The following is a 26910-nucleotide window of genomic DNA, read 5'->3' on the forward strand; positions in this document are numbered from 1 at the left end:
GCACTGATGATTTGGTTATCGACTTGTTGCTTTATTGTTCTTTTTATACTTTAACTTATACTATACGCAAAACATCGATAATAAGAAAAACAATATGCTCATCAACAAAATAGCCAACATTAGCCTTGCCGCTATCATAGGCTCTCTAGCATTTGATGCTTTCGCGGCGGTTGAATTTTTYGATCCTATCGATGGCTACTTTGATGCTGGGCAATACCTTGCAGAAAACGCCTATGGTTTTTTACCCGTCCCAACGATTATCACCGAACCTGCGGTGGGTAACGGCATTGCCGTTATGGGAATGTTTTTACATGAAAGTGCCCAGCAGCAACAGGCACGTAAAGAGCTTGCCACTCACTCAATCGATGGCGGCGCACAGCTATTAACGCCGGGGATCTCAGTCGTTGGCCTTGGCGCAACAGATAACGGCACTAAGATGGCATTTGCAGGTCACAGGCAAACCTGGGCAGAAGACAGCATTCGCTACCTTGTCGGTGGCGGTTATGGCGATATCAACATGAGCTTTTACAGCCAGAGAGACTTTGCCCAAGACTTGTCGTTAGACATGAATATGCAGGGCTTGGGTGTTATTCAGAAGCTGCAATTTCGTATCGATGAAAGCCCTCTGTTTCTTGGGGTATCACAAAAATATGTCAGCCTAGACTTAAGCAGTCGCCGTGAATTTGAAAATATCCCACCTGAACTTGCAGATAGGCTCGCAGATATTATCAACAGAACCCCTAAGATCTCCTCGATTGGCGCCATTGCCGAATACGATAGCTTAAACAACTTCTTCATGCCCACCAGCGGCTACAATTACCTGCTCGAATACGATTGGTTTAGTAAAGATCTCGGCAGTGATTACAACTACCAAACACTTAATGTTAAGGGGCTGAACTATTGGCCACTATCAAACAGCCTTACACTAGGCTTGAAGCTGCATTATCAAACCATAGACAGCAACGGCCGCCTGCCGATTTTCACCTATCCTTTTATCCATCTACGTGGCATCCCCAAAAATCGCTATCAGGGTCAAAACGTCGGCTCAGGCGAAGTTCAAATCATGTGGAAGCTAACCCCTCGCTGGATGTTACTCTCTTTTGCAGGAACTGGAGTCACAGGCAAGAGTAGCAGCGATATGTGGGACAGCGAGATGCAAAATGCTTATGGTGCGGGCTTTAGGTACACCATAGCACGGCGTTACGGCTTACATATGGGAGTCGATGTTGCTCGCGGTCCAGAAGACACCGCTTTGTATATCAATGTTGGCAGCGGGTTTTAAAGGGATGGCTGTGACTGTCGACTCGCCTCTCACTAAGCAAATTAATTTAGACAACCCTGATATAGCGAGAGCTGGCTCACAACTCCAGCAAAATGTGAATAATTAAAACCGGGTAAAACGCTTACGATCACAGCTTTCCCGTTCAAAAAAACGACAATACCAAGCCGTTTTTTCCTGTTTTTAGGTTTTGCAGTTTAGTGTTTGAATTATCACATCACGCGTTATTATGGGCGCAAGCCTTAGGCTTTATCTCGATGGCTGTCGGTTGGTGGGCCAACTCTCAGAAGAATGATCGACAATTACTCTCTGGTAACCTGATTGCTTCAAGCCTGACTGCCGTTCACTTAGGTCTGCTTGGCAGCAGCTTAGGCATGTTTAATCAGCTGCTTAATCTTTTACGTTTCGCGACATGTCGAACCCGCAGCCATCAAAGGGGCTTGCCTGCTCTATTTTCGAGTATTGCCCTTCTACAGGGATGGATATTTGCCGAGCATTGGAGCGAATGGTGCGCTGTGGCAAGCGCCGTGCTGATGAGCTTTGCCCTCTTCTACTCAAGTGGTGCGAAGTTGCGCTCGGCGATAATGATAAGCAACCTACTTAACTTAACGCTTTCCGTCTACCTAAGCTCTTGGTCAGGGATCGTATATCAAGTTGTCACACTGCTGATATTAACCCGCAGCCTAATACCTCATAAACGGGCTCAGCGCTTTGATGAGCAGACCGCTTAACTGTTCCAACTTACTATCTAAGGCCAATTTATCCGCTGGAAATTTGTACAAACATAGTCACTTAGCTATGATTGCCATAAGATAATGATACAAGCATAGCAGTCACACGCTGTAGGGATCACGGTTAGATATGGATGACAGACGATTATTTTCGCGGATAATATTTGCAACGGATGCCCAGTTAATCAGCCACGATAGCTGCTGGGCAACCAAGCTATTGGATATTAGCCTTAATGGCGCCTTAGTCGAACTCCCTCAAGACTTTAGCTTTTGTGGCAGCGAACTGACACTAGAGTTCAGCCTTCAGGAGCCTGAATTTAAGGTCTCGATGCTAACAAAGTTAGTACACAGGGAAAATCAACAGCTGGGCCTAGCTTGCCAGCACATCGATGTTGAGAGTATTAGTCACCTTCGCAGACTACTGGAACTTAACTTAGGCGATGCCACCCTACTCGATAGAGAGTTAGAGCGGTTATTCAAGCCCGATAGCTGCGCTAGCTCAGACTCTAACTTAAATTCCAACTCCCAATAGCAGACAACTCTACTGCGATAACGGGTAGCGTCAGATAAAAGCGCCGCAATTTTTGCGGCGCTTTTGTTGCTGATGAATCGCTAGTTGATTAACTCTAACAACTCATGAATCGTCTTCACCGGAATAATCTTCGCGCCTGAGCCTTCCATCGACTTATGATAATTTCGATAGGGAATAAAAATCTCGGTGAAGCCATGCTGAATCGCCTCCCTGACTCGCGGCACGCCACTGTCGATTGGGCGAACGTCACCGTTTAAACTCAGCTCGCCCATGATGCAGGTGGTTCTCGGTACCACAAAGTCATTCAAGCTACTGAGCAGCGCCGTCACCAAGGCTAGATCGATACAAGTTTCAGACTCATCAATCTTAAGGCCACCCACCAAGTTAAAGTAGGTATCGTGGAAGATTTTGGTCTTAGTGTGCTTACGCAAGATACCGGTCAGCATCTTGATCCGGTTCATATTTAAGCCCACACAAACACGCTGAGGAAACTCCGCTTCGGTTTCAGTGGTTAAACACTGGATCTCAAGCAGTAGATTACGATTGCCCTTACGGATACAGGTGATTGCGGCTCCCGGTGACTCGGTAGTTGAGCCCGACAGAAAGATTTCACTCGGATTATCGACACTTATCATGCCGCGCTCTGTCATCTTAAATATACCCACGGTATCGACATCGCCAAAACGGTTCTTATTCGCCCTAAGGGTACGCACCTGACCATCGTTACACTCAATGTGGGTTAAACAGTCGACAATATGAATAAGCGTTTGTGGCCCGGCAGTTTCATTATTCTTATTAACGTGAGCCACTAAAAACATGGTCACATTGTTTTGCTTACAATACTGAGTTAATGCCTGAGCACTGCCTTTAACCTGTGATGGCGAGCCTGGGCTACCGTTAGCTAAATCGGTCACTACCGCCTGAATCGAATCGATTACCGCAAACTTAATCTTCTTCTCTTCTAGCTCGGCGATAATGGCTTCAACACTGGTTTCAGCCATCAAGTAGAGGTTGTCTTCATTACAATCTAACTTAAGGCGATTGACTCGGTTTTTAAACTGAGACAGCGACTCTTCGGCAGTACAATAAAGTGATGGCATCAACTGCGACATGCGAGAGACGAGATCAGATAGAATCGTGGTTTTACCCGCCCCTGGATCCCCTGAAATAATATTCACCGATCCCGTGGTCAATCCGCCACACAGGACGCGGTCAAGCTCGCCAATCCCCGTGAGCATCTTTTGAGCTTCAAACTCTTCAATCTCGTTTAGTTTTTTTGAGCCGCCGCCCACAGAGCCCGCGTAACCAGAAACCGAAGCACGAGCGGGTTTAACCGTCGAGATCTTCAGTTCACTAATGGTGTTCCACTCCTGACAGGCACTACATTGCCCCTGCCAGCGAGGAAAATCCTGACCGCATTCATTACATACGTAAGCTGTTTTGTTCTTTGCCATAGCCCTTTCTAAATCACATAAAATCGGTAAAGTAATGCCAATATTGGCCGATACTAATTAAAGTAGGGATAATAAGCGAATACTCCCTTAAAAAATGTCTAATACCAATCAATATAAGAAGCTGATCTATTCAGAGCGCTTTTTGGCAAACTAATTCAAAGCGAATAGCTGAAAGAATGGTTACTCCCTTGTGAAGCTGTTCAACGCAGAAGTAGGCAGCCAAAAACGCTCCAAAATGGCGAGTTTTAGCGCCTCTGATGCAGTGTTAACGAGCTTAACCGTAGAATAACTATGCTCTTCACTCGTTGCAAACCACATGGATGTGGTGAATGTCATTCAAGCAGGAGCATTTAATGACCTTGCCTCAGAACCGCTAAACTCTCGCTGAGCGTTCAGATCTTTATACTGATTGGTATAAAATCCTATCAGCCGTCGCTCTATTTAGCACCCAAAAAGAAGTGATTAATGACTTTAGAATTGCATAAAGCTCTTATTGAACAGTTAAAACCCCTATTAATGGAGCCTGAGTTTTCGGAGCTATTCGAACAACTTACTGCCGATGAAACCAATTCAACTCGTTTTTTACTCAAGATGGAGCTCAATAGACTGGCTTCGGCCTGCACAAGACTGATCGATCTACGCAATAAAACCGAACTCGACTGTGAGGAGTTTACTTTTGCAGGCCAGCAACATTATCTAGACGCTCCTGCTAAAGAAAGGTTTTTAGAGGCTCTCGCCCTCTATCGCGATGAATATACCTTAGGTGTATACGAGCAGGTAATTGAGGCTCACAAACGTCGAATTCTAAAACAACGGCAATCTAGCCAGAATGAAGTCGCCGTTGACGCCTCACCGTTTGTTGCTAAGGCCGTAGTATTAGGCAGTTACTTTGCCCGTAGCGAAGAGCGTATGAACTACAGCATGCGGATCAGTGTGATTCAGGGGCATCTTAGCTTAAAGGGGATCACGGTCGATCTCTCCGTTGGCGGCGCTAGGATCCGTATTCCAACAAAGCAGGGGTTACAGGCTCATATACCCGTTCGTATCAAGCTATTGGAACTTGGAGAGGGGTACTACCATGAGGATCTGCAACAGGGTATCGACTATCAAATTGTCGATGCTGAAGAGAATCATGAATACTGTTGGTTAAGGTTAAAGCGAGTTTCCGGCAGCGAAGCATTAGCTCAAATGCTAGAAAAACTGATCCGCGGTTATAAGTTTCGCTACAAGGTCGATGTCAATGATGTCTTAGTGACGACAAAAGGGCTGGGGTTTGAGCGCCATTACCTGCCGCACTTGCCACACCTACCACTGTTTGTTAGTGGCGCAGGCCGCGAGAGTGATACCGACGAGGTAAGACTATCACTGAGTCATATGCTACTGAGTCGTGATAACCAAAGTGTCAGTGAATACTTTAAAGATGAAGATAATATTAGTCAGCTAGGTGCCTTTCTTACTCCTGCTAGAATCAAGTGCATCATCGACTCTGAGGACAATAGTCCCCACACTCAGTTCTTCAGCTTTACTTTTAGAGCTCAAGGGGCGCTCTACTTTTACTCGGCTAGCTTAGCCGAGCTCAAGGCTCGTAACCTGCTGGCACTTTTGCTCAACTTTGCCTCTAGCAAGGCTAGCTTTCGCATTTTTAAAGTCACCAAGCAAGTGATCGACCATCAGCAATCCTACAAGGCCAGTATCCTACCCGGGGATGAAGCGCGCTACTCAGCGCTCACTGAAGCACAACTTGGCGCATTTAGTCATGTGCTGCAGCTTAGTGATATCACCCCTGAGAAAGCTGCAGAGCAGTATAAGAGTTGGAGCGCGGTTCATTTAGCTAGCGAGTCTCAAGCTGGAGTGAATGAACTAAAAATTTTTGGTCAACAGAAAATAACTCAACACGCCATAAAACCGATTTCACTGCAATTTAGCGAACGACGCAACGAATCACGCTTCGCCTTTAAAACTGCCGTGATGCTAAGCCAGGGCGAGATCCATACCATAGCGAGTACAGACGATATCTCCAGCCGCGGCATGAAGCTCACCCTCTCAAGTCCCGTCAAGTTCAATCAAGCTGAGCCAATTTTAACTAGCTTCCCTAAGCTGCAAGCTATCGCAGGCAAGCGTACGCTGCAGTCCCTGCCCTATCGCTTGATCCGCACCCGTAAAGATGGCGTGACCTTGCACTTTGCGGCGCAAATAGGTCATACGCCTCATGTGGGAGTCGAGTTCTTAAATCAGTTAATTGAACATAACCGCGAAAAACTAGAAAAACTCAGCGAAAATAATCAAGACGTTAAAGAACTAGCCGATGGCATGAAAAACATCGTTATGCGTAAGCTCGCCTCTTTACCTTACTATCTAGAGCGCACGGAAAAATCAGCCTATATCTCAACCCTAGGCATAGGCACCGAGCAAAACCATATCGCCAATATTTTTGCATCTCAGCGTGATAGCACTACTGAGTATGATCTCGCGCCGCTGTTAAATAACGATAGACTAAAGCGTGACTTCATCACGCCAATTCGCACAATGAAACCACAACATGGTTTATCCCATTTTGAAGTCTATGTGCAGATCTCACGTATGTCCCAAGGACAGATAAAAGTACGCTGTATCGGTGAGCAAGATCTACCTGAACGCTCGCAGCAATTGAGCTTTATCCAGCGTAGCCAGAACCTTGGTGAATTCATGGCGCTGAGAGTCTATCGCGGCGCGACTGGCAAACCCGACTTAAACTATATTCGCAAAGAACGAGACTACATCCAGATCCACTCCTCCCATAAAGCCAAGAAGCTAGAGGAACAGCTTTGGAATATAATTGGCGTTGGCGAGCTACTGGATGTCACTCATGAGGTGCTATTACGCTTTCCTGAGCTTAACGATTAACGCAGCGCTCGCTCTCAGAAAAGTTGCTGTACCCTGATAATAACGGTGACTTGGGCACCACCCGCACCCGAGGCTTAAGAAGCCTGCACTTGAGCAGGCTAAAGCTGAGATAGTTAAAGTCGAGTAGCTTAACCTGATATAGCTAGACCTGAGGCGCTGGCGGATGCTTTATCACTCGATACATATAGCCGACAACCGCTAGGTTAATCAGTAGCACTGCAGCCGTGAGCAGATTAGGCTTAGTCAATAATTCATAGGCTTCAAAAGGGAGGTAAATGCCGCCACTGAGTAATGCAAACCATTCGGTCCACACTAGGCTATGCCACAGACCATAGGCTTCGATAAAACGTATAGCGGCATACAACAAGGCTCCAGCTATCACAAACATAATATTTTCCTTCGTCACCTTCCCAGCCTCGGTAATCACCTCTTGTACTAAGTGATTTGCAGGGTTTAAATGAGAGTGCCGCAGTAACTCTTCCACCACCAACTGAATATCTTGCCCAGCTAGTTTGTGCAGCCCAAAAACAACTAATACCGATATTAGGCCTTTAGTGGCCTCAAGAAGTGCTATGGCTTTTAAGCCTTTCTTAACTGATGACATGGGATCCTTTAAGGCTAAAGAGAGACTCTATAGCTATCAATGATTGCAAATAGCGCTATTTGCCTATTTTACGCCATTTTACAATATATAAGTGCGGTATTAACTAGCTTTAATGGTGGAGTGAGTTTTGACACATTTGTGCGGCCAAACCCCTTGACCGCTGGCTTATATTTAACCACTCATTAATTAACGATGAACTGAAGATGTATTTTTATTAATGAAGGCGAATAGTTAATTAGCGCCGATAACTCCTGAGGTATAGTGCTAACTAAGGCGATTTATGTCCGTAAATCGGAGATGCTCTAGGTAGGATAAACACTACGACTAGCAACGATTTCAACGCTTAGCAGGACTAAGTCATCGCCTTGATAACTATGCCCCTTTAGGAACACCAACAATGCTAGATTCATTCGTCTCAGTCATTACAGCCCTATGGCAACAAGACTTCGCTTCATTGCAGAGCCCTGGTAGCGCAACCATGATATACGTCTGCGTTTTCACCTTAATTTGGCTAGAAAGTGCATTTCTTCCCGCGGCCCCCATGCCCTGTGATAGCGTTGTTATCCTCTCAGGCAGCCTAGCCGCAGCAGGAATAATCAGCTTCCCAACAGTATTTGCCGCTTTAGTCATTGCCGGCGCGACTGGCAGCTGGGTGGCATTCATTCAAGGTCGATGGCTACATAGGCTACCTAAAATCCAGCGCTGGATCGATGCGGTACCCGAAAACCGTATGAAGACGGTTGATACTCTACTTAATAAACATGGACTGCTGGCTCTATTTACCGCGCGCTTCATTCCTGTTGTACGCCCTCTATTGCCATTAATGATGGGGCTACATATCAAGAAAGTCTCAAACTTCCACTACTTTGCTTGGTTAAGTGCTGTAAGTTGGTGCGCATTATTACTTGGCTTTGGTTACGCCCTATCCTACCTGCCAGAGAGCATTGCTCGTGTCGTCACCATGGTACTCATTATCGCACCATTCTTAACACTGGCGATTGCCATTGTTAGTCTGTTAAGTAGCTTCATCATTAAGAAGAGACGCGCAAGAAAACCGATTGTCAGTGAGATCATTCAAGAGGCGGTGCTGCCCAAGGCGCAACCTATAATGAAGAAAACCATAAAATAGTCTCGCTACCCTAGTTAAATTTCTATCATCCAAAAGCCACCTCATAAAGGTGGCTTTTGTTTTGCCGGAAAGCGAAACCGATCCTTATGCTTCGCTCAGGCAGGTTAGGTAAATACGCCAACGTGACTTTAACTCCTGAATAATCCACTCAGTCATCAACGCATCTTGCATTGATGACTAATTTAATACGATGACTTGGATAGCCGCTTCACAGGCCTGAGCTTAGTCCATAGGCTCTAATGCCTTAGGTTTAACCTGACAAATCCCCCACAACCGCTACACAGAACGACTTTAGATGACATTTCCTACGGTAGTAAAACGGGAGCCTGGCAGCTGGTGGAGTGAATAAGCTGACCATGGCTCTAGAACATCGTCTCGAAGCTCTCCCCTTTTATCAATGAGTCCTATCTCAATCCCCCCTACCTCAATAATCCTATAATCCTATCTCTGTAATTTCCGCTTCAATTTCAGTCAAGCTCGAATGAACATGACAATAGAGAGATGACTGAGGATTGAACGACTGAGTATCAGTCATGAATCGCGAGCAAAAAAAAGCCCAAACTTAAGTTCGGGCTTTAATAGAGTCTCGAGGTATTTAGCTCTTAACTGATATAGCTCTGGCCTGCGTAAACCACGAAGTGCCTCAGTGCGAGTACGCCGAGAATCGTGCTACAAGAAACCGTGATTAAAAAGCCCTTTGTGTGACGCCAAGCTTTAGGTGCTAATGTACTGGCAAGGACTGGCACCACAAGGCCTAAGCCCACCACGCCAAGCCAAAATACACTGGCCCAAGTGCCGGTCGTGATTGCAGCGGTTGCCGCCTGAGCTGCAGGGCCCGAGAAATTAAGACCGACAAATAACAGAACGAGACAGAGTGCTTCGTTAAAGGCCACTGGATATTCGATACGGTGCACCTGCTCGATACAATCTGACTCTTTCTTACTGAAGAACAGCGTTGCCACCAAGATGTTACCCGCAGAGCCCACAGACAAGGCAGAGGCCAAGAACAGCGCTGGTAATACCGCAGTGTTCAGGATTGGGTAACTGATCATCGCCGACAACAGAAAACCTGTATATACGCCAACCCCCAGACCTAAGCCAAAAATCAGCTTATTCAGGCTATTCTCTAGCTGACGACAGACTTTCAGCGTTCCCGCAAGCCAAGGGGCATATTGCAGAACCTGTTTTTCAAATACCAACGCCGCAAACACAAACACTAGCGGAATATAAACCAGCAGTGCAATTACCCCCCATGCCATCACTGACGTTAGGTTGTAGTTGAGCAGGATATGATAAAACTCAAATGGCTTCGTCAAGTCCAGCACCAGCAGCGCCATCCCCAAACAGATAGCCACAGGGCCTATCACCGCAGCAGCTTTAATGACAGGCAAACCTTCTGTCGGCTGACCACGACTCTGCTTGTACCATTTAAGGCCTATGGCCACCAGCATAGAGCCTGCTGACAGACCCGCCATAAACAAGTACACCGCGATGATCCAGTTCCACACTACCGGATCGTATTGCTCCATCGAGCCCCAGATATTATTCATGCTTTGATCCCTCCTTTACGGCTAGGAATACGGTAGACACGAGGCTCGGTGCCAAGGTTTACCTTCTGTTGGTAGTTAGGTTTTGTATCTAACACTCTGCGCACTTCGGAGCTCATATCATTGGCATCACCAAACACCAGTGCTTGAGTTGGGCAAACCGTCACACAAGCAGGCTCTTCGCCGCGCGCTAGGCGCGTTTCTTTACAGAAGTCACACTTATCTGGCACCCGTGTTTCTGGGTTAATGAATCGAACCTTGTAAGGGCAAGCCGCAACACAGTAGAGGCAGCCTACACACTTCTTCTCGTTAATAGAGACGATGCCATCATCATTAACGTAAGCCGCCCCCGTAGGGCAAACCTTGACACAAGGAGCGTTCTCACACTGCTCACAAGAGACACGGTTATACTTAAAATGTAGGTGCGGAAAGTTGCCATAAGGCCCCTCGATTCTAACCTGAATGCGAGTCACCGACTCAGGCACATTGTTTTCACTGCGGCAAGCCACATTACACGCTTGGCAGCCAATGCACTTATTTTCATCGTGCACGAGAACATAACGCTTAGTCATAATTAACTCCGATTAAATCTTGGCAATCTTGACACCGGTGGTATGCAAGTTCATACCCGTTACCGGAGAGGTCACATGTGGAAGTAAGTTACCGCAATGCACACCTTTACCGGTTGCACGAGCGAGTTCCTTGTTCTTTGAACCACAGCCCATATAGGCAAATACTGTGTCGGGTCGAATACCTGGGGTCACTAAGGCATGACCTTCTTCACTGCCGGTATCGTTATAGACACGGATCTTGTCACCATTGGCGATCTTCAATAGCCCCGCCGTGATGGGGTGGATCCAAACCGCATTATCTGACATCAGGTTTGCCAACATAGGTACGTTCTGGGTGCCAGCATTGGTATGAACGGCGACCTTACCCTGAATGAAAAACAGCTCATCGGCCTTTTTCATCGTCACTTCGCGGTAGCGAATGACCCCACGACCCGGCGCCATTTTCTCGACCTTGGCAGAACTCAACTCAATCTTGCCTGTCGGGGTTTTGAAGCTGAGCTGGCTGGCGTAAGTACCATCTTCATCGACAGCCTTAGCATTGGGGTAAGTATTCACAAAGTCTCTCACCATGCCGCGCTCACGCAGCATTAGCGGCTTACCAAAGCTCACATAGCCGTCTTCTTTTATTTTTCTCAATAAGTCAAAGTCACGCTGTACTTGGAACAGTTGCAAGGTTTCCATGTTCTCCCAAGGGAAGTACTGGCCTTGACCGAGTCTGTCAGCAAGCTCTTTCCAAATTAACCAGCTCGGCTTAGTGTCACCAATGGTTTCAACCACACGTTGACGCACATAGTAGGCAGGATTCTTACCCGACTTATCGGCAATCTCTTCATCGCGCTCAAGGTAGGTAGACTCAGGGAGGAAGACGTCGGCATAGGCCGCGCTCTCACTGATATAGATGTCACACGCCACCACAAAATCAAGCTTTTGCATGGTTTTAACGATACGCGCTCTATCTGTCATGGTTTGCATAGGGTTAGTACGGCTCATCACCCACGCACGTAGCTGATAAGGAGTCGCGTCCAGTGTAGAGTCAAGAATCGTCTGGTAAATGCCCCCCGAAGACCAAGTTAACGCATACTGCTCATCCACCATATCGATACGCTTAGCATCAATTTTTGGCATGCCATCGACACCCGGCTTAGCGAGGGTCGGCGCAACTGGCTCACCGGCAAACTTGTTATAGCTCGAGGCTTTCTTACCAAAGTACAAGCCGCCTTTACGCTCGATGTTACCAATCAATACGTTGGCAGCGTATAGCGCACGGCGCATCTCAAACTCTTCGGTGGTAAACGATGAACGGTGACCAAAATCCACCATGGCATGTGGCGCCGCCGCAGCGTATTCATGGGTAATGCGGCGAATATCTTCGGCAGGCACGTCACTGATAGACTCGGCCCACTCAGGTGTGTAGACTTTAACTTCTTTAGCGAACTCTTCGAATCCCGAAACATACTGGGCAACGAACGCTTTATCGTATAAATCGTCTTCAATCAAAACATGACATATCGCCAATGCGACAGCAACATCGGTACCCGGCTTAATCGCGTACCACTCATCGGCCTTATCCGCCACAATCGAGAAGCGTGGTTCGAACACCACCAGCTTTGCGCCCTTCTCCATCTGTGCATTCATCATGCCTCTGGTTTCCGACATATTAATGCCTTCATAGAGGTTATGACCGAAGTTGATGATGTACTTAGAGTTGCTTAAGTCACGCTTAATCTTGCCACCAAACATCGCTTTCGCAGCGATAACATAACTGCCTGGGCAGGTCGACGCGTGAGTAAAGGTGTTTGGACTGCCAAAGGCCTTGGCTAAATGGAAAAGGTGCCCCGATAGTGAGCCTGATTTAGATGAGAAAGCGACAGTCTCTGCGCCATGCTCAGCTTTAATCTTATTAAGATTCTGCGCAATCAGCTCATAGGCTTCATCCCACTCAATCTCTTGCCAGTTGCCTTCACCGCGCTCACCAACACGCTTCAATGGCTTAACGATTCGCTGTTTATCATATAGCTGGCTATGACCCGCACCACCACGAGCACAAACGGCGCCACCAAATGACTTAGCATTTTTGTTACCGAGAATCGATACGTTCTTGCCGTTGACGACACGTGCCGATATCGGGCAGCGAGTCGAACACATCTCACAAATACTTGCGACAGACTCTGCGCTACCTTGCAGTTGTGAATCCCCAAAGGCTGCTAAAGAGCCTGGCAGCGTTGCTAATGCGCAAGTCGCTGTGCCGGCTCCGGCCCCTTTGATAAAGGTTCGCCGATCTAGTTTCATGATAAATCTCCCAATGACAGTTGTCCTTAGGAGAGCTATAGATGAAGCCCTGAGTTAACTGCTGAACACAATCAACTTATTTCCTAAGGTTTTCATCATTGTTATTGAGGAGAGTGATATTGGATATTGTGGTAAACCACATACCGGATGTGAGAACGCGGCGTTTGTGAAGCAATTCACAGTTCAAATTTGCACCAACACAGCGAAGTGAAGGTGTAAATTGTGGTAAACCACATAAAGACAAAAAGGTTAACATTTTGCTGGCTGCAGCATGTTTTCGATACAAAATGTGCGCCGAAATAGCCGCACATCCTCGTCAGAAAAACAGTGTAATCATGCTTAAATTACACCTCGATTGGCGCCTCGCTGCCGCGCTTTTTCAAGCTCAGCATTGCTACGCTGCCCGATACGCCATCGTCACGGTTGCTTAGCATGAAGTGACCACCATGGTCGTTAATCACCTCTTTACAAATAGCGAGTCCTAGACCTAAACCGTCCACCTTTGTGGTATAGAAGGTCGCCATAAGCGTATCGGAGTCCATCGCTAAACCTTGGCCATTATCGCTAATACGCACATTGACCTGAGACTCTTTAAAGTCCAGCTCAATGTGGATTTTCCCCGAGCGGGAATTCTCGCTGTCGGCAATCGCATCTAAACTATTCTTGATAAGGTTTATTAGTACCTGCAGTAGGCCAACACGGTCAGCGGTGATAAAGAAGGGCTCGCCTTTTATCTGGGTATTAATCTGAATCTCTCGTCTGGCTAACTCAAGCCTTAATAGTGAAATACTCTCCTCGACTAAGGTAAGAATATTCACATCGACCATCACCGCCTCACGACGCTTAAGTAGGCCTCGAATACGATGTACCACCTCACCTGCACGAGTCGATTGCTTATGGATTTTTTCTAAGAGTTCGATGCAAGACTCCACATCGGCTTGCTGCTTTCCTTGCAAGCGCATGATACCGCCTTCGCTATAACTGGTAATCGCTGCAATTGGCTGATTGATCTCATGGGCCAAGCCTGCACCAATCTCTCCCACAATAGAGGCACTCTGTAAACGCTCAAGCGCCACGGCTTGCTGTTTCAGTTGGCGCTCAGACTCGATTAATGAGCTACTCTTTTGGTGGAAGCGATACTCGATCCATAGGTGATAAAGCGTGGCGACAATAAATACTAAAACAGACAGGATCCCCCAGTGACGATTCTCCTCTAGCCATTTCTTCACCGCCTCCCAGCGACTACTGTCGGGAGACTTAACATGCAACTCCTTAAATAACTTGATCACGGCAAGCTGACTAATAGGAGAGGTCCAGCCCTTAAGTTGCGCCTCGATCGCCGCTGGTGAATCCGAATGCAGATCGAGTAAAGCTTGGGTGATCTCCTTGCTCAGTTCAGTGCTAACGCTCTCTGTCGCAGCAAATGACCAGTTCGGATACAGGGTGGTACTGCATTGGCACTCAACCCCATCGGGGCGACTCGGGTTCAACACTCGAAAATCGCTACTTTTAAGCACCCCACGCGCCACCATATCCTCTAAGGTACACAAGGGGGTGATGGCCGCGTCCACATTGCCGTCGCGCACTTGATAGAGCAAAGGGTCGAGTGGGAAGCCTAAAAACTTAGTCTCACCAAAAAAGGTATCAGGATCCATACCTAAACCATGCATCAAGCCTACGGTTGCTTGATAGCCCCCCAGCGCATGAGGATCACTCGCCGCTACCACCTTGCCTTTTAAGTCATACAGGGTGCGATAGTTACTATCAGCCTTAACAATTATCGCCGAGCCAATAGCCGAGGTGGTACCGTTATGGCGCTTAGAGCGCATCGTCGCTAACCAAGACAGAGGATATTGATTAGAGAGGTATAGATATTGTCCTGGGTTAGTAATGATAAACTGAATTTGCCCTAACTCCATCGCTAGGTTTAGCGCCTTAAAGTTTCCCGGATACACATGAAACTCGGCATTGGGCACCTGCTCATTAAGATACTCCATCATGGGCGTCCAACGCTCCACGGCCTGCTGATGCCCCCAGTTTGCTAACACGCCCACGTAGAACTGCTGTGGCTTAGACCAAGCCACCGATGAGAATAAAAGCACACATATACAAAGCAACAGTCGAGACAATTAAAGTTCCTTAAAAATCAACGCCACTCGTTATTTACCAATAAAGCCATCACACATCAGTTTTAAGCGCTCACTCAGGTAAAAGTGGAGTCATGTTATTTAGCAATAGCTTACGCTAGCCTTGGAATTTAAGAGCGTGATGCAATTCATGCTTTATAGATTATTGTTGGATTAAAGCGGCGAACTGGGATATCTATCATCTAAACACCAATAAACATAAGGGGTCTTCGTGCAACAGCAGCTCAATGGGCCAGTCTATCTCGTTGATGACGATGAGGCGATTATCGACTCGATCGGCTTTCTGATGGAAGGCTATGGCTATAAGCTCAGTAGCTTTAACTGTGGCGATCGCTTTTTGGCCGAGGTCGACTTAAGCCAGGCTGGATGCGTGATTTTAGATGCGCGTATGCCCGGGCTAACCGGGCCTCAGGTACAGCAACTACTCAGTGATGCTAAGAGCCCACTGGCCGTAATCTTCTTGACCGGGCATGGCGATGTGCCTATGGCTGTGGATGCCTTTAAAAATGGCGCCTTTGACTTCTTCCAAAAACCGGTTCAGGGTAGCTTACTATCGCAATCAATCGCCAAAGGGCTAGCTTACAGTACTGAGCAACACCAAAAACGCACTAACCAAGACTTAATTGATACCCTGTCTGAACGGGAAGCTCAGATTTTCCAGCTAGTGATTGCAGGCAACACCAATAAACAGATGGCAAATGAGCTGTGCGTGGCAATTAGAACCATCGAAGTTCACCGCTCAAAACTAATGACGAAACTAGGAGTGAATAACTTAGCTGAACTCGTCAAACTTGCCCCACTACTCACTCATAAGTCTGAATAGGTTTATCGAAGGTAATGGCTAGCCATTAAAGTTGTGGTACCAGTCTCTAACTCGGGGGAAATGGTCGTTCACCGCATCTTTGTGGGTGAGCATCCCGCCATGATCATAGTCGTGCTTAAAGCCCTGCTTTTTTGACAACAAGGTATAATCAACCTGCTTAATTTGACACTCAGCAATCATCCGCTTTACATCACTTGGATTACCTAACACAGTATCGCCTTTCGCCGCGATGAACCAAGATTTAGGCCAATTGGCACGACTTGCCGCCTGTTGATAATCGAAGCCGTCATCACTGTCGATCCACTTACCTCGTACCCAATCGATACTCTGGCGTAATGATGCCCGTGACTCATTATCCATGCCTATTTTCAATTTATCGGCAGGCAGGTAGCCACTGCGCCAAGCGATTATCGGTGCGACCTTATTCCAAATAAGATCGACACTGAGCCACTTCTTAACCGACTTGACCTCGATGCGACGCTTACTACCAAATGTCACCAAGGAGGCAACCGTTCCTTGTAGGCTGCTGTAACGTGCAATAGCACTGGCCATTAACACCCCGCCCCAAGAGTGAGCACACCAATGCACCCGCTCAACCTTAGGGTGAAGCGATAAAATATACTGCTGAATTAAGGGGAGCTGCTCTCGAATTACTTCACCTTGACCGGCTTTAAAACCACGAGCGAGTTTTGGCTCGCTCAGGCCTCGACCAAGGGTATCCAATACATACACCACCACGCCCGAGTCCGCCAAATAACAGCCAAGCCCCTTGCCTGAATCACTGTAAAACACGCGCCCATTTGACATGGCACCATGCAGCATCAGCACAGGCGGTTTACTCATGTCAGCATGAACTGGCGTTATCTGCCTTAAATGCAGATGACCATGGTTGTAGGGAATATAGAGGGATTTTTGCTGAATATTCAATGGCTAACACTCTTATTGTTTTTTAACTAAGCTACTGAAATACTAGCCTAAAAACAAGAGTAAAGACTCTAACAAAGTGTTCAATACCGTCGGCGGAACCTGCCTTAAAACGCGATAAGGTTGAAATCAATCAAAGGGATCAAGATGATAGCTGTCTCTTTTAAACATAAAAAAGCTCATAACAAAATTGCTATGAGCCTCAAAACGTAACGCCTAGTGTTAACGCTAAAATTAGTGTTAACGCTAAAATTAGTATTAACGATCGGATTTGATAGCTAATGTCTAATATCTAGCACCATCTACCCGTTAAGTGCGCTGAAATAGGTAAGGTAACACCTTAAGGTTGAGTCGATTGATGCTGACATCCGCCGCCTGGGCCAATTTGGGCTTAGCATGGTAAGCAATACCAAAGTCGGCAGTATTGATCATCGGAATATCGTTCGCGCCATCACCTATCGCCACCCTCTGCCCTACTGGTATCTGCCACTGCTTGGCACATTTAAGCACAGTATCGGCCTTATATTGAGCATCGACGACCTCTCCAGAGACGGTACCGAGTAGTTTACCGTCGTCAATATCGAGCTTATTCGCATAAGCAGCATCTAACGCCAATTGCTGCTTAAGGGAGTTCACAAACGGTGTAAAACCGCCTGAAGCCACCACAGTGCGCCAGCCATGGCTCTGCAGCTCGGCAATCATCTCCTTTAAACCAGGCATTAGCGGCAACTTGACGCATAAGGTATCGATAATTTCAGCGCTAGCACCTTTAAGCTTAGCAACGCGAGCCCTGAGGCTCTGCTCGAAATCGAGCTCGCCTTGCATTGCGAGCTCAGTAACTTCCGCCACGGCTGCGCCTACACCCGCCATTTCGGCCAGTTCATCGATACACTCAATTTCAATCGCAGTTGAGTCCATATCCATTACCAATAGACCCGCTTGGCTTAACAGAGGCGCATCGACTGCTAACTCAAATAACTCTAAAGACGTCGTCTCACTAATCGCTGCAATCTGCTCGGCGCTTAAAGCCTCTGATGTGCAAACCTCGAGGCAATTCAGACCGCAATCGCGCTTAATCAGAGCTAGGCTCAGTTTGACATCGAGGGATCCAAGCCAACTCTCTATAGCGTCATTGATAAGTTGCACTGTATTTGGGGTTTCTAATTCGGAAAATAGAATCCGATAACGAGAAAAACCTCTAGGATATTCGGCCTCGATATGGCGGAAACAACTTTGTTCCCCAGCAGTAAAAGACATGCTACCTTCGGTAGTTAACCAAGCAAAAACAGTCGATTGACTCAAACTTTCCATTAGTTATAGCTCTCCAGCTACCGAGCACAGACATAATCAATTATGATTAGGTGAGTACACAATAAATTAAGGGTTTCAGTGTTCTATTTAAAAGGCCTAAAAAAGAGCCATCGAATAAGTCGCCTATTACAAATCATCATAGCGATCGCATTATTCATCGGTCTCGATCAGCTGTGGGAAACTAGCCTACTACAAGGACAGCAGCTTCTAAAGTCCCAAACAGAAAAGATGGCGAGATTGCTGGTTCAACAAACGGCTTATGGTGCCGCGCCTGCACTTCAATTAGAGAATGATGAGCAACTGCAGTGGTTAGCTCAAGCATTGGTATTAGATCCTAAAGTCATGTCTGCCAGTATCTTCAGCGAAGATGGTGTAAGACTATCATTTGCTCAAAGCGTCATCGATGAAGATCTAGAGCCCGACTCTGAAGAGCTGGCCTCAATTTTGGAGCAGTACCCGCCCTATGTTGAAGCCGTGTCTCAAGATGGTAAGAATTTAGGTTATGTAGAGGTACGTCTAGAGCCTAAGTACTTCTTTAATGAAATTAAAGAGGCTCATCATATCAACATGGAGCAGCAACAAATAATGCTGTTAATTGCCGGCCTCATCGGCATGTTGCTATCTCGGGCACTCTCTTTCAAACGCGCAGACTTCGATAGGCGTAAAGCCAGAGTCAAGCTACGACGATTACTGGCCAAGAAAACTGAAAAGGCCGCAGCAAAGGCTGCAAAGCAGCAAGCTAGTGAGGCTAACAAGCAGGCGAAAAAAAACAATTCAACTGATATCACTAAAACTGCTGTCAGTGCCGAAGAGCAAACCATCGCATCGGAGGGAGCCGATGTGATATCTAAGCTTAAGGCTGAAGCCACGACTCACTCTATGGCTGAGCCGTCAGAGCCTGCTCAAGCACCTACTCAAGAGCTTACTTCTGAGTCCAATCAAGCGCCAGAGCTTGCGCAAAGCGATAACAAGAGTAAAGCTAAGGCCAAAGTTGCTAGCAAACCTAAAGCGTCTCCTAGCAAGCCTAAAGCCGCCACGAAACGTAAAACAGCCACTAAGCCTAAAGCCAAACCAGAGGCTCAATCAGTTGCGGCAGCAGAGAAAAAGACTAAGGAGAAGTCTGAAACAAAGCCAAAGGCTAAAGCAAGCCCAAAGCCAACCCAGAAGCCTGACTCAAATAAAGCCCCTAACTCAGATTAATGCGGGCAAATAATGTCTGGGAATAACGGATAATCGACTGATTAAGCGATAAAACAAAAACGGACGCATAAGCGTCCGTTTTTATTTGGCAGTCTATAACTGCAGTGCAGAAACGATTACAGTGTAATAGCCGCTTCTAGCGTCATTTCGATCATTTCGTTGAAGGTTGTTTGACGCTCATCAGAAGAGGTCTTCTCACCTGTACGGATATGATCAGATACAGTAACAACACACAACGCCTTAGCACCGAACTCTTTCGCTACGCCGTATAGGCCAGCAGCTTCCATTTCGACACCTAGCACGTCCATCTTTTCCATTACGTCAAACATAGATGGGTCTGGCGTGTAGAAAAGGTCTGCAGAGAATACGTTACCAACGCGGTACTTAGTACCTTTGGCGTCAGCAGCTTTAACAACTGCGCTTAGTAGGCTGTAATCACAGATAGCTGCGAAATCTTGGCCTTTGAAACGTAAACGGTTAACTTGTGAGTCAGTACATGCACCCATACCGATGATCACGTCACGAACTTTAACGTCAGTGCTGATCGCGCCACAAGTACCCACGCGGATTAGGTTCTTAACGCCGTAATCTTTGATCAATTCAGTTGCATAGATTGAGCAAGATGGGATACCCATACCTGAACCCATAACTGAAATACGAACGCCTTTGTAAGTACCAGTGAAACCTAGCATGTTACGAACGTCAGTCACTTGCTCAACGTTTTCTAGAAATGTTTCAGCAATATACTTAGCGCGTAGTGGATCGCCTGGAAATAGAACTGTATCGCCAAATGCGCCGTCTACGGCATTAATGTGTGGTGTTGCCATCAGAATAACCCCTATTTGTATTTTTTAGACCGTCGTTAATAACTTGAGTCTTTGTTTGCTAACGGCTCAAAGTGAGCCGTCAAATTTAAAATCTTTTCACGGCTTATGAACGAACGAATGACTCGCCATATTCCATAGGTTCAAGCTTAAAGTAGCTTGCAATCGACTGCCCCATATCAGCAAAGCTGCTACGGCGTCCTAATGAGCCAGCTTCAAGGCCTGCACCATAGGCTAGAACCGGCACGCGCTCACGAGTATGATCGCTACCAGGCCAAGTTGGATCACAGCCATGGTCGGCAGTTAGCAGCAGGAAATCATCCTTATCCAGCAACGCTAAGATCTCAGGTAGACGAGAGTCGAAGTACTCAAGCCCGCGAGCGTATCCAGCAACGTCACGGCGATGACCGTAATGAGAGTCAAAGTCGACGAAGTTAGTGAATACAATGGTATTGTCACCCGCTTGCTTAACTTGCTCTAAGGTCGCATCAAATAGATCTTCAAGACCCGTCGCCTTAACCTTCTTAGTGATCCCGCAATGGGCGTAAATGTCAGAGATCTTACCAACACTCACGACTTCACCACCTGCCGCTTTAAGCTTATCAAGCACGGTTGGTGCTGGCGGCTCAACCGCGTAGTCACGACGATTACCAGTACGAGCAAAGTCACTCGGGCCAGTGCCGACAAACGGACGCGCAATCACACGACCGATGTTGTAATCGGCAAGCTCTTCACGAGCGATAATACAAAGCTCATAAAGCTTCTCAAGACCAAATGTCTCTTCGTGACAAGCAATCTGGAACACAGAGTCAGCAGAGGTATAGAAAATTGGCTTACCTGTGCGCATGTGTTCTTCACCAAGCTCTTCGAGAATAACTGTACCCGAAGAGTGGCAGTTACCTAGAAACTCCGTCAGCCCTGCTCTCGCTAGGATTCTATCGGTTAGCTCTTGTGGAAAAGAGTTGGTCAAATCACTGAAATAACCCCACTCATAAAGGACAGGTACGCCTGCCATTTCCCAGTGGCCACTTGGTGTATCTTTACCCGAGCTCAGCTCTTCTGCGTGACCGTATGCACCAATCACTTCGACATCGTCACCAAAGCCTGCAGGAAATTCACCTGTGCTCTCTTTCGATGCATGACCTAGGCCTAAGCGCGCTAAGTTAGGAAGCTTCAATGGTCCTTCACGGCCATCATTCGCTTTACCTTCGGCACAGGCCTTAGCAATATGACCAAAAGTGTTAGAACCCACATCGCCAAACGCCTCGGCATCGTGCGCTGCACCGACGCCAAACGAATCTAGCATCATGATTATAGTACGTTTCATAAACTGTGCTCCGTTACAGATCCGACTCGCGGATATAACGATAAATTTCCGGTGTTTTTTCCGGTTTGGTATCACCAATGTGAATCGCTTTTTTCACTGCCGCTTCGGCTTCAGCAAAGGCGCTTTCAGATTGTGCATGAATAAAGGCTATCGGTTTGTCGCTATTGATCTCATCGCCAAGTGCACAGACTTTAGAAAGTCCAACACTATAGTCCAGAGCATCACCAGGCTTGCGGCGACCGCCGCCTAAGGTAACGACTGCCAGTCCAAGTTCACGGGTATCCATCGCCGATGCGAAACCAGCTCTGTCCGCATAAACTGGACGAATAATTTGCGAGTCTGGTAGATACTTGCTGTAGTTCTCAACAAAATCGGCCGGGCCACCTAGACCTGACACCATGCGTCCAAAGATCTCAGCCGCCTTACCGTTATCTAATACTGCGTTTAATTTAGCGCGAGCTTCCGCTTCACTAGTTGCGATACCGCCAAGCTGCAGCATTTCGGCACACAGCCCCATAGTCACTTCATAGAGACGAGGATTACGGTAAGCACCAGTCATGAAGTCGACCGCTTCTTTCACTTCAACTGCGTTACCAGCACATGACGCCAACACTTGGTTCATGTCGGTGAGTAATGCCGTAGTCTTAGTGCCAGCTCCATTAGCAACGGCAGTAATACTGCGTGCTAACTCTTCAGAAGCTTCATAGGTTGGCATAAATGCGCCCGTACCGACCTTAACGTCCATGGCTAATGCATCTAGACCTGCGGCAAGCTTTTTAGAAAGAATGGAAGCTGTGATTAACGAGATGGACTCAACCGTTGCGGTATTATCACGAATAGAATAGAAACGCTTATCGGCAGGAACGAGATCGCCAGTTTGACCAATAATAGCCACACCCGCTTCTTTTACTACCTTACGAAACAGTGCGCTGTCTGGCTCGGTATTATAACCCGGAATGGCGTCAAACTTATCGAGCGTACCACCAGTATGGCCAAGGCCGCGACCGGAAATCATTGGTACATAACCACCACACGCTGCCGCCATAGGGCCTAACATCAAACTAATGACATCTCCCACGCCACCAGTTGAATGCTTATCGATAATCGGACCGTTTAGATCCAATGACTGCCAGTTGAGCACAGTGCCGGAGTCACGCATCGCAGTCGTTAATGCAATACGCTCATCCATGTTCATGTCATTGAAATAGACCGCCATACCTAGGGCTGCGATCTGACCTTCTGAAACCGTATTGTTAGTGATCCCTTTGACGAAGAATTGGATCTCCTCTGTCGAAAGAGCCTGCGCATTACGTTTTTTACGGATAATTTCTTGAGCTAAAAACATGTACTACCTCCAAGAGTGTAACTTAGTTTCCATTAAATAGAAGTTTCAGTTATCAATCTGCTTAAGGGGAATCAAAAGCCGTAATATTGTTACATACTAACGAACTTTTGATACACCTAATAAGATTTAGATCACACTTAACAACAAGTTTAATCTTTAAAGGTTAGTAACCTTGTGCACCTTGTGGTGCATCGCCTAGCTCAAGTGTATGAAGTAGGTTAGTCAACAGGCTTGACGCGCCGAAACGGAATGTTGCTGGAGTAGCCCAGTCATCGCCTAGTAGACGTGCAGCAACGCCTAGGAACTCAGCTGCTGCTTCAGCGTCTTTTACGCCACCTGCAGGCTTAAAACCTACTTTAGGGTTCTTTTCGCTGATCACAGTCATCATGATTTCTGCCGCTTCTAGAGTTGCGTTTACAGCAACTTTACCAGTCGAGGTCTTGATGAAATCGGCGCCAGCATCGATAGACAGCTCAGATGCCTTACGGATAAGAGCAGGATCGGCTAACACGCCAGACTCGATGATCACTTTAAGGATAGCGTCTTCACCACACGCTTCTTTACAGGCTTTTACTAGCTCGAAACCGACAGTTTCATTGCCTTCCATCAGAGCGCGGTATGGGAATACGACATCAACTTCGTCGGCACCATAGGCAACTGCTGCACGAGTTTCTAACACAGCAATAGCGATATCATCGTTACCGTGTGGGAAGTTAGTCACAGTCGCGATCTTGATATCTTCGCCACCGATTTCATTCAATGTTTTACGCGCAATAGGAATAAAGCGAGGATAAATACAAATTGCAGCAGTATCGCCAGCAGGCGTCTTAGCCTTATGACAAATCTCGATCACCTTCTGATCGGTATCATCGTCATTCAGGGTTGTAAGATCCATTAGATTAATGGCTTGTTGTGCTGCTTTTTTTAAGTCGCTCATAATAGCTCTCCGAGAAAGATTCAAATTATTAATTTAAAACAGAAAATTATCGCACGGCGATGCCTTGAACTGGCTTATTTTGATTATAGTTATGGGCCGGGCCTTCGGGCATTGCCGAATATATGCCTAGGTCCTTACAGACTCTAGACACAAAAATACTATTCAGGTATCCAACGTTGTTAACTCCAATGAGCGCAACCATCCTGACACTAGTGTCACGACTTGAATCCATGAAGACCGGGAAGGGAGATTGATACTGCTATTTCTGCCTTTCCGCGAAAAATCCGTTTTAGCGCGTAATAAATCTATTGTAACTTTTACTGTAACTTCTCTTATGTCGATTTTTATTAGAGAAGAGTAGTCAATACTTACCTAAACAAGCTTGTTAACTAAACCCACTTTAGTGAGCATAATAAATATAGCTGATGCTTAAGTAAAAACTAACACCTTTGTATTACCGTTTGCTATATAGCTGACCAAAAGCTGAAATAAAATTTTAAGGATGAACGTGGCAGTGAGTGGAAGTTAGATAGAGCCGCGAAGTTCGCGGCTCTGACATAGACTCACAAGGTTTAAGCTAATGCTTAGAACTTGTAAGTAGCAGTTAGGTAATGTGCCCAACCAGTAGTTTCTAGACCTACGATACCAGCACCGTCTTCAAGTAGGTATACGTCTTGGTAGCCCTTTAGACCATAACCTAGAGCGTAGTTCTCTGAATGCCAGTGTAGACCGAAGTATGCAGCGCCACCACTAGTAGTTTGTGGAACGAATTCGTTGCCATACTTCTCATCAGCACCGAACTGGTAATCAACATAACCTTGGAAAGAGATGAATGAACCGTTGTCGAAGTTAACAACAGGCTTGAACCAGTTCATAGAGAATTGGTAACCGTTCCACTCTTTGATATTCATGTCATAGTGAGCGTATAAGTTCATGCCAGTTTTACCTAACCATGGAACCATAACGTCAGCACCGATACCCCAGAAAGATGCGTTTACATCACCTTTACCGTCTTTATTGAATGCTCCGCCACCCCAGTTGAATAGAGTAGAGAAGTATACTTCTTGGATTGGACCAGCAGATAGATCCCAGCCAGTCATCGCATCGATAGAGAAACGTGGTGCAAGCTTCATGAACATCTTGCTGTCGCCGCCAGTCTTATCGCCTGAGCTGCTGTTAGTTAGGTTGAACACGTCAACATAACCGTATAGATCAACGATACCAGCGCGGCCGCCGAATTCCATCTCTAGGTAGTCGTGGCCATCGCCGTCACCGTCAGATGGTAGTTCATTGAATGCGTACATTGCGTTGAACTGCATCCAGCTGTAGTCGCCAGCGCGTAGGTCTGTACGGTCAGCAGCGAAGGTAGGTGCAGACATTGCAGCAACAGCTGTAGCAGCTAGTGCTAAAGTTTTAACGTTTTTCATCATCAACCCCATTTCTATTTATGGTTTGCTGCTCCTCTTTATTGAAGAGTCAGCGTTTCTTTTTTATGGCGCGCATTTTACTTTATTTACATCAAACATCAACATTATTAATGTAAAAATGCGAACACTAAGTTTTAACATTCGAACAACTTTTGTAATTTCAAGGCAGTAAGTACTGCTTTATCACTCTTATTGTTGTTTTTAAGCCGAAACAAACCCTAACCCTAGTTATTGATCATTTCGTTGAATGTTTAGTTTGGAAAACGATTGACTTACATTTGTTTTAACTTGACTAGAGCTAAAACGAAGACTGAGCCATATAGGCTCAGTCTAAAAGAGGCTTACAACGCTAGGAATAGACCCGCGATAGTTGCACTCATTAAGTTAGCTAGAGAACCTGCGATAACTGCGCGGATACCAAGCTTAGCTAAGTCATGGCGACGAGTAGGAGCCATTGCACCTAGACCACCAAGTAGAATCGCGATTGAAGATAGGTTAGCGAAACCACATAGAGCGAAAGAGATAATCGCTTTAGTACGGTCACTCATCGCAACACCAGTCTCAGCTACTACCATACCGCCATCGGCTAGATCTTTTAGGTATGGAGCAAAGTTTAGGTAAGCAACGAATTCGTTAACAACAATCTTCTGACCGATGAAAGAACCCGCTACAAGCGCTTCGTTCCAAGGTACACCGATAAGGAATGCTAGCGGCATGAAGATGTAACCTAGAATCAATTCTAGTGTTAGGTTTTCCATACCAAACCATCCGCCAACACCACCGATGATGCCGTTGATCATAGCAATCAAACCTACGAATGCTAGAAGCATTGCACCAACGTTAAGTGCTAGATGCATACCAGATGAAGCACCTGCAGCTGCAGCGTCAAGAACGTTAGCAGGCTTATCAGGATCTTCTGGTAAGTCGCTCATGTCATTCTTAGCTTCTTCTGTTTCAGGGTGCATCAGTTTAGCCATTAATAGACCACCTGGTGCTGCCATGAATGAAGCGGCAACTAGATACTCAATTGGTACACCCATCTGCGCATAACCCGCTAGAACTGAACCAGCGATAGACGCAAGACCACCCACCATGATGGCGAACAGTTCAGAGTTAGTCATCGTCGCGATGAACGGACGAACAACTAATGGCGCTTCAGTTTGACCAACGAAGATGTTCGCTGTAGCAGACATAGACTCTGTACGACTTGTGCCAAGTGCTTTTTGTAGACCACCACCGATAATACGGATGATCCACTGCATGATGCCTAAATAGTAAAGAACTGCGATTAGAGAAGAGAAGAAAACGATGACAGGTAGTACGTTAATGGCAAAAATAAAGCCAACTTTAAAGTTAGCTAGATCACCGAATAAGAAACCAATACCGTTTTGTGCGTATCCAATTACACTAGATACTGCGTCAGACACACTTTTCAGAATGTCTTTACCGACTGGAACATACAATACGAAACCACCGAAAGCGGCTTGAATTGCCAATGCACCAAATACGGTACGCTTGTTAATTGCTTTTCTATTGTTTGATAACCCGAAGGCTATCGCTAGTAGGGTGACCACCCCTACTAAACTCATTAAAATATCCATTAACCATCACCCTATTGTTAATAC

At 46.5% G+C, this 26910-nt stretch carries 21 protein-coding genes; 7 read left to right on the forward strand and 14 right to left on the reverse strand.

Features of this window, described 5'->3' with window-relative positions; genetic code table 11:
- The first annotated feature begins 94 nt into the window (after positions 1-94).
- From L1D44_RS02820 to L1D44_RS02830, 3 genes are all read left to right on the forward strand, one after another.
- The gene (locus L1D44_RS02820; protein ID WP_239888747.1) at positions 95-1282 is read left to right on the forward strand and encodes a BamA/TamA family outer membrane protein; all 1188 of its coding nucleotides are present in this window, start codon (positions 95-97) and stop codon (positions 1280-1282) included.
- Between the two features lie 197 nt (positions 1283-1479).
- On the forward strand, positions 1480-2010 hold the full coding sequence (locus L1D44_RS02825; protein WP_239888748.1) for a YgjV family protein: 531 nt from the start codon (positions 1480-1482) through the stop codon (positions 2008-2010).
- A 130-nt stretch (positions 2011-2140) separates the two neighbouring features.
- Positions 2141-2542: a PilZ domain-containing protein gene (locus tag L1D44_RS02830; RefSeq protein WP_239888749.1), complete on the forward strand. Its 402-nt coding sequence runs from the start codon at positions 2141-2143 to the stop codon at positions 2540-2542.
- 80 nt (positions 2543-2622) lie between these two features.
- Here the strand turns inward: L1D44_RS02830 and radA are convergent, their stop codons facing one another.
- On the reverse strand, positions 2623-3996 hold the full coding sequence (gene radA / locus L1D44_RS02835; RefSeq protein ID WP_239888750.1) for a DNA repair protein RadA: 1374 nt from the start codon (positions 3994-3996) through the stop codon (positions 2623-2625).
- 465 nt (positions 3997-4461) lie between these two features.
- On the opposite strand from radA, the gene L1D44_RS02840 reads away from it, so the two are divergent.
- Positions 4462-6879 (forward strand): PilZ domain-containing protein, encoded by a 2418-nt coding sequence (locus tag L1D44_RS02840; RefSeq protein ID WP_239888751.1) that lies wholly within the window; start codon positions 4462-4464, stop codon positions 6877-6879.
- Between the two features lie 142 nt (positions 6880-7021).
- On the opposite strand, the gene L1D44_RS02845 is transcribed toward L1D44_RS02840, so the two are convergent.
- Positions 7022-7483 (reverse strand): DUF2127 domain-containing protein, encoded by a 462-nt coding sequence (locus L1D44_RS02845; protein WP_239888752.1) that lies wholly within the window; start codon positions 7481-7483, stop codon positions 7022-7024.
- A gap of 397 nt (positions 7484-7880) precedes the next feature.
- On the opposite strand from L1D44_RS02845, the gene L1D44_RS02850 reads away from it, so the two are divergent.
- Entirely contained in the window at positions 7881-8612 is a 732-nt protein-coding gene (locus L1D44_RS02850) for a DedA family protein (protein ID WP_239888753.1), read from the forward strand.
- Between the two features lie 602 nt (positions 8613-9214).
- Here the strand turns inward: L1D44_RS02850 and nrfD are convergent.
- From nrfD to L1D44_RS02870, 4 genes are all read right to left on the reverse strand, one after another.
- Positions 9215-10162 (reverse strand): NrfD/PsrC family molybdoenzyme membrane anchor subunit, encoded by a 948-nt coding sequence (gene nrfD, locus L1D44_RS02855; RefSeq protein WP_220770149.1) that lies wholly within the window; start codon positions 10160-10162, stop codon positions 9215-9217.
- Positions 10159-10731, reverse strand: coding sequence for a 4Fe-4S dicluster domain-containing protein (locus L1D44_RS02860; protein ID WP_220770148.1), 573 nt, complete (start codon positions 10729-10731; stop codon positions 10159-10161). The genes nrfD and L1D44_RS02860 overlap by 4 nt, the downstream gene beginning before the upstream one ends.
- Positions 10732-10743: 12 nt before the next feature.
- A complete protein-coding gene (gene phsA, locus L1D44_RS02865) occupies positions 10744-13020 on the reverse strand; it encodes a thiosulfate reductase PhsA (RefSeq protein ID WP_239888754.1) in 2277 nt (758 codons plus the stop codon).
- Positions 13021-13364: 344 nt separating this feature from the next.
- A complete protein-coding gene (locus tag L1D44_RS02870; protein WP_239888755.1) occupies positions 13365-15149 on the reverse strand; it encodes a sensor histidine kinase in 1785 nt (594 codons plus the stop codon).
- Positions 15150-15378: 229 nt separating this feature from the next.
- Between L1D44_RS02870 and L1D44_RS02875 the strand changes: the two genes are divergently transcribed.
- Complete coding sequence (locus L1D44_RS02875; RefSeq protein ID WP_239888756.1) at positions 15379-15990, forward strand: response regulator; 612 nt, start codon at positions 15379-15381, stop codon at positions 15988-15990.
- Positions 15991-16008: 18 nt separating this feature from the next.
- On the opposite strand, the gene L1D44_RS02880 is transcribed toward L1D44_RS02875, so the two are convergent.
- Both L1D44_RS02880 and serB read right to left on the reverse strand, forming a co-directional pair.
- The gene (locus L1D44_RS02880; protein ID WP_239888757.1) at positions 16009-16917 is read right to left on the reverse strand and encodes an alpha/beta fold hydrolase; all 909 of its coding nucleotides are present in this window, start codon (positions 16915-16917) and stop codon (positions 16009-16011) included.
- A 306-nt stretch (positions 16918-17223) separates the two neighbouring features.
- Positions 17224-18225 (reverse strand): phosphoserine phosphatase SerB, encoded by a 1002-nt coding sequence (gene serB / locus L1D44_RS02885; RefSeq protein WP_239888758.1) that lies wholly within the window; start codon positions 18223-18225, stop codon positions 17224-17226.
- A gap of 78 nt (positions 18226-18303) precedes the next feature.
- Between serB and L1D44_RS02890 the strand changes: the two genes are divergently transcribed.
- On the forward strand, positions 18304-19425 hold the full coding sequence (locus L1D44_RS02890; RefSeq protein ID WP_239888759.1) for an AhpA/YtjB family protein: 1122 nt from the start codon (positions 18304-18306) through the stop codon (positions 19423-19425).
- Positions 19426-19541: 116 nt separating this feature from the next.
- Here L1D44_RS02890 and deoD read toward each other — a convergent pair whose 3' ends face one another.
- From deoD to L1D44_RS02920, 6 genes are all read right to left on the reverse strand, one after another.
- On the reverse strand, positions 19542-20252 hold the full coding sequence (gene deoD, locus L1D44_RS02895; protein ID WP_220770141.1) for a purine-nucleoside phosphorylase: 711 nt from the start codon (positions 20250-20252) through the stop codon (positions 19542-19544).
- Positions 20253-20355: 103 nt separating this feature from the next.
- Positions 20356-21576 carry a phosphopentomutase gene (locus L1D44_RS02900; protein ID WP_239888760.1) on the reverse strand — a complete coding sequence of 407 codons (1221 nt, stop codon included), beginning with the start codon at positions 21574-21576 and terminating at the stop codon, positions 20356-20358.
- A gap of 13 nt (positions 21577-21589) precedes the next feature.
- Complete coding sequence (gene deoA / locus L1D44_RS02905; RefSeq protein ID WP_239888761.1) at positions 21590-22921, reverse strand: thymidine phosphorylase; 1332 nt, start codon at positions 22919-22921, stop codon at positions 21590-21592.
- Between the two features lie 163 nt (positions 22922-23084).
- Positions 23085-23858 carry a deoxyribose-phosphate aldolase gene (gene deoC, locus L1D44_RS02910; protein WP_239888762.1) on the reverse strand — a complete coding sequence of 258 codons (774 nt, stop codon included), beginning with the start codon at positions 23856-23858 and terminating at the stop codon, positions 23085-23087.
- A gap of 584 nt (positions 23859-24442) precedes the next feature.
- Positions 24443-25285, reverse strand: coding sequence for an outer membrane protein OmpK (locus tag L1D44_RS02915; RefSeq protein WP_239888763.1), 843 nt, complete (start codon positions 25283-25285; stop codon positions 24443-24445).
- A 341-nt stretch (positions 25286-25626) separates the two neighbouring features.
- Positions 25627-26886 carry a NupC/NupG family nucleoside CNT transporter gene (locus tag L1D44_RS02920; RefSeq protein WP_239888764.1) on the reverse strand — a complete coding sequence of 420 codons (1260 nt, stop codon included), beginning with the start codon at positions 26884-26886 and terminating at the stop codon, positions 25627-25629.
- Positions 26887-26910 lie beyond the last annotated feature (24 nt).

It is taken from the genome of Shewanella sp. Isolate13 (assembly GCF_022398325.1).
GTDB lineage: Bacteria > Pseudomonadota > Gammaproteobacteria > Enterobacterales > Shewanellaceae > Shewanella.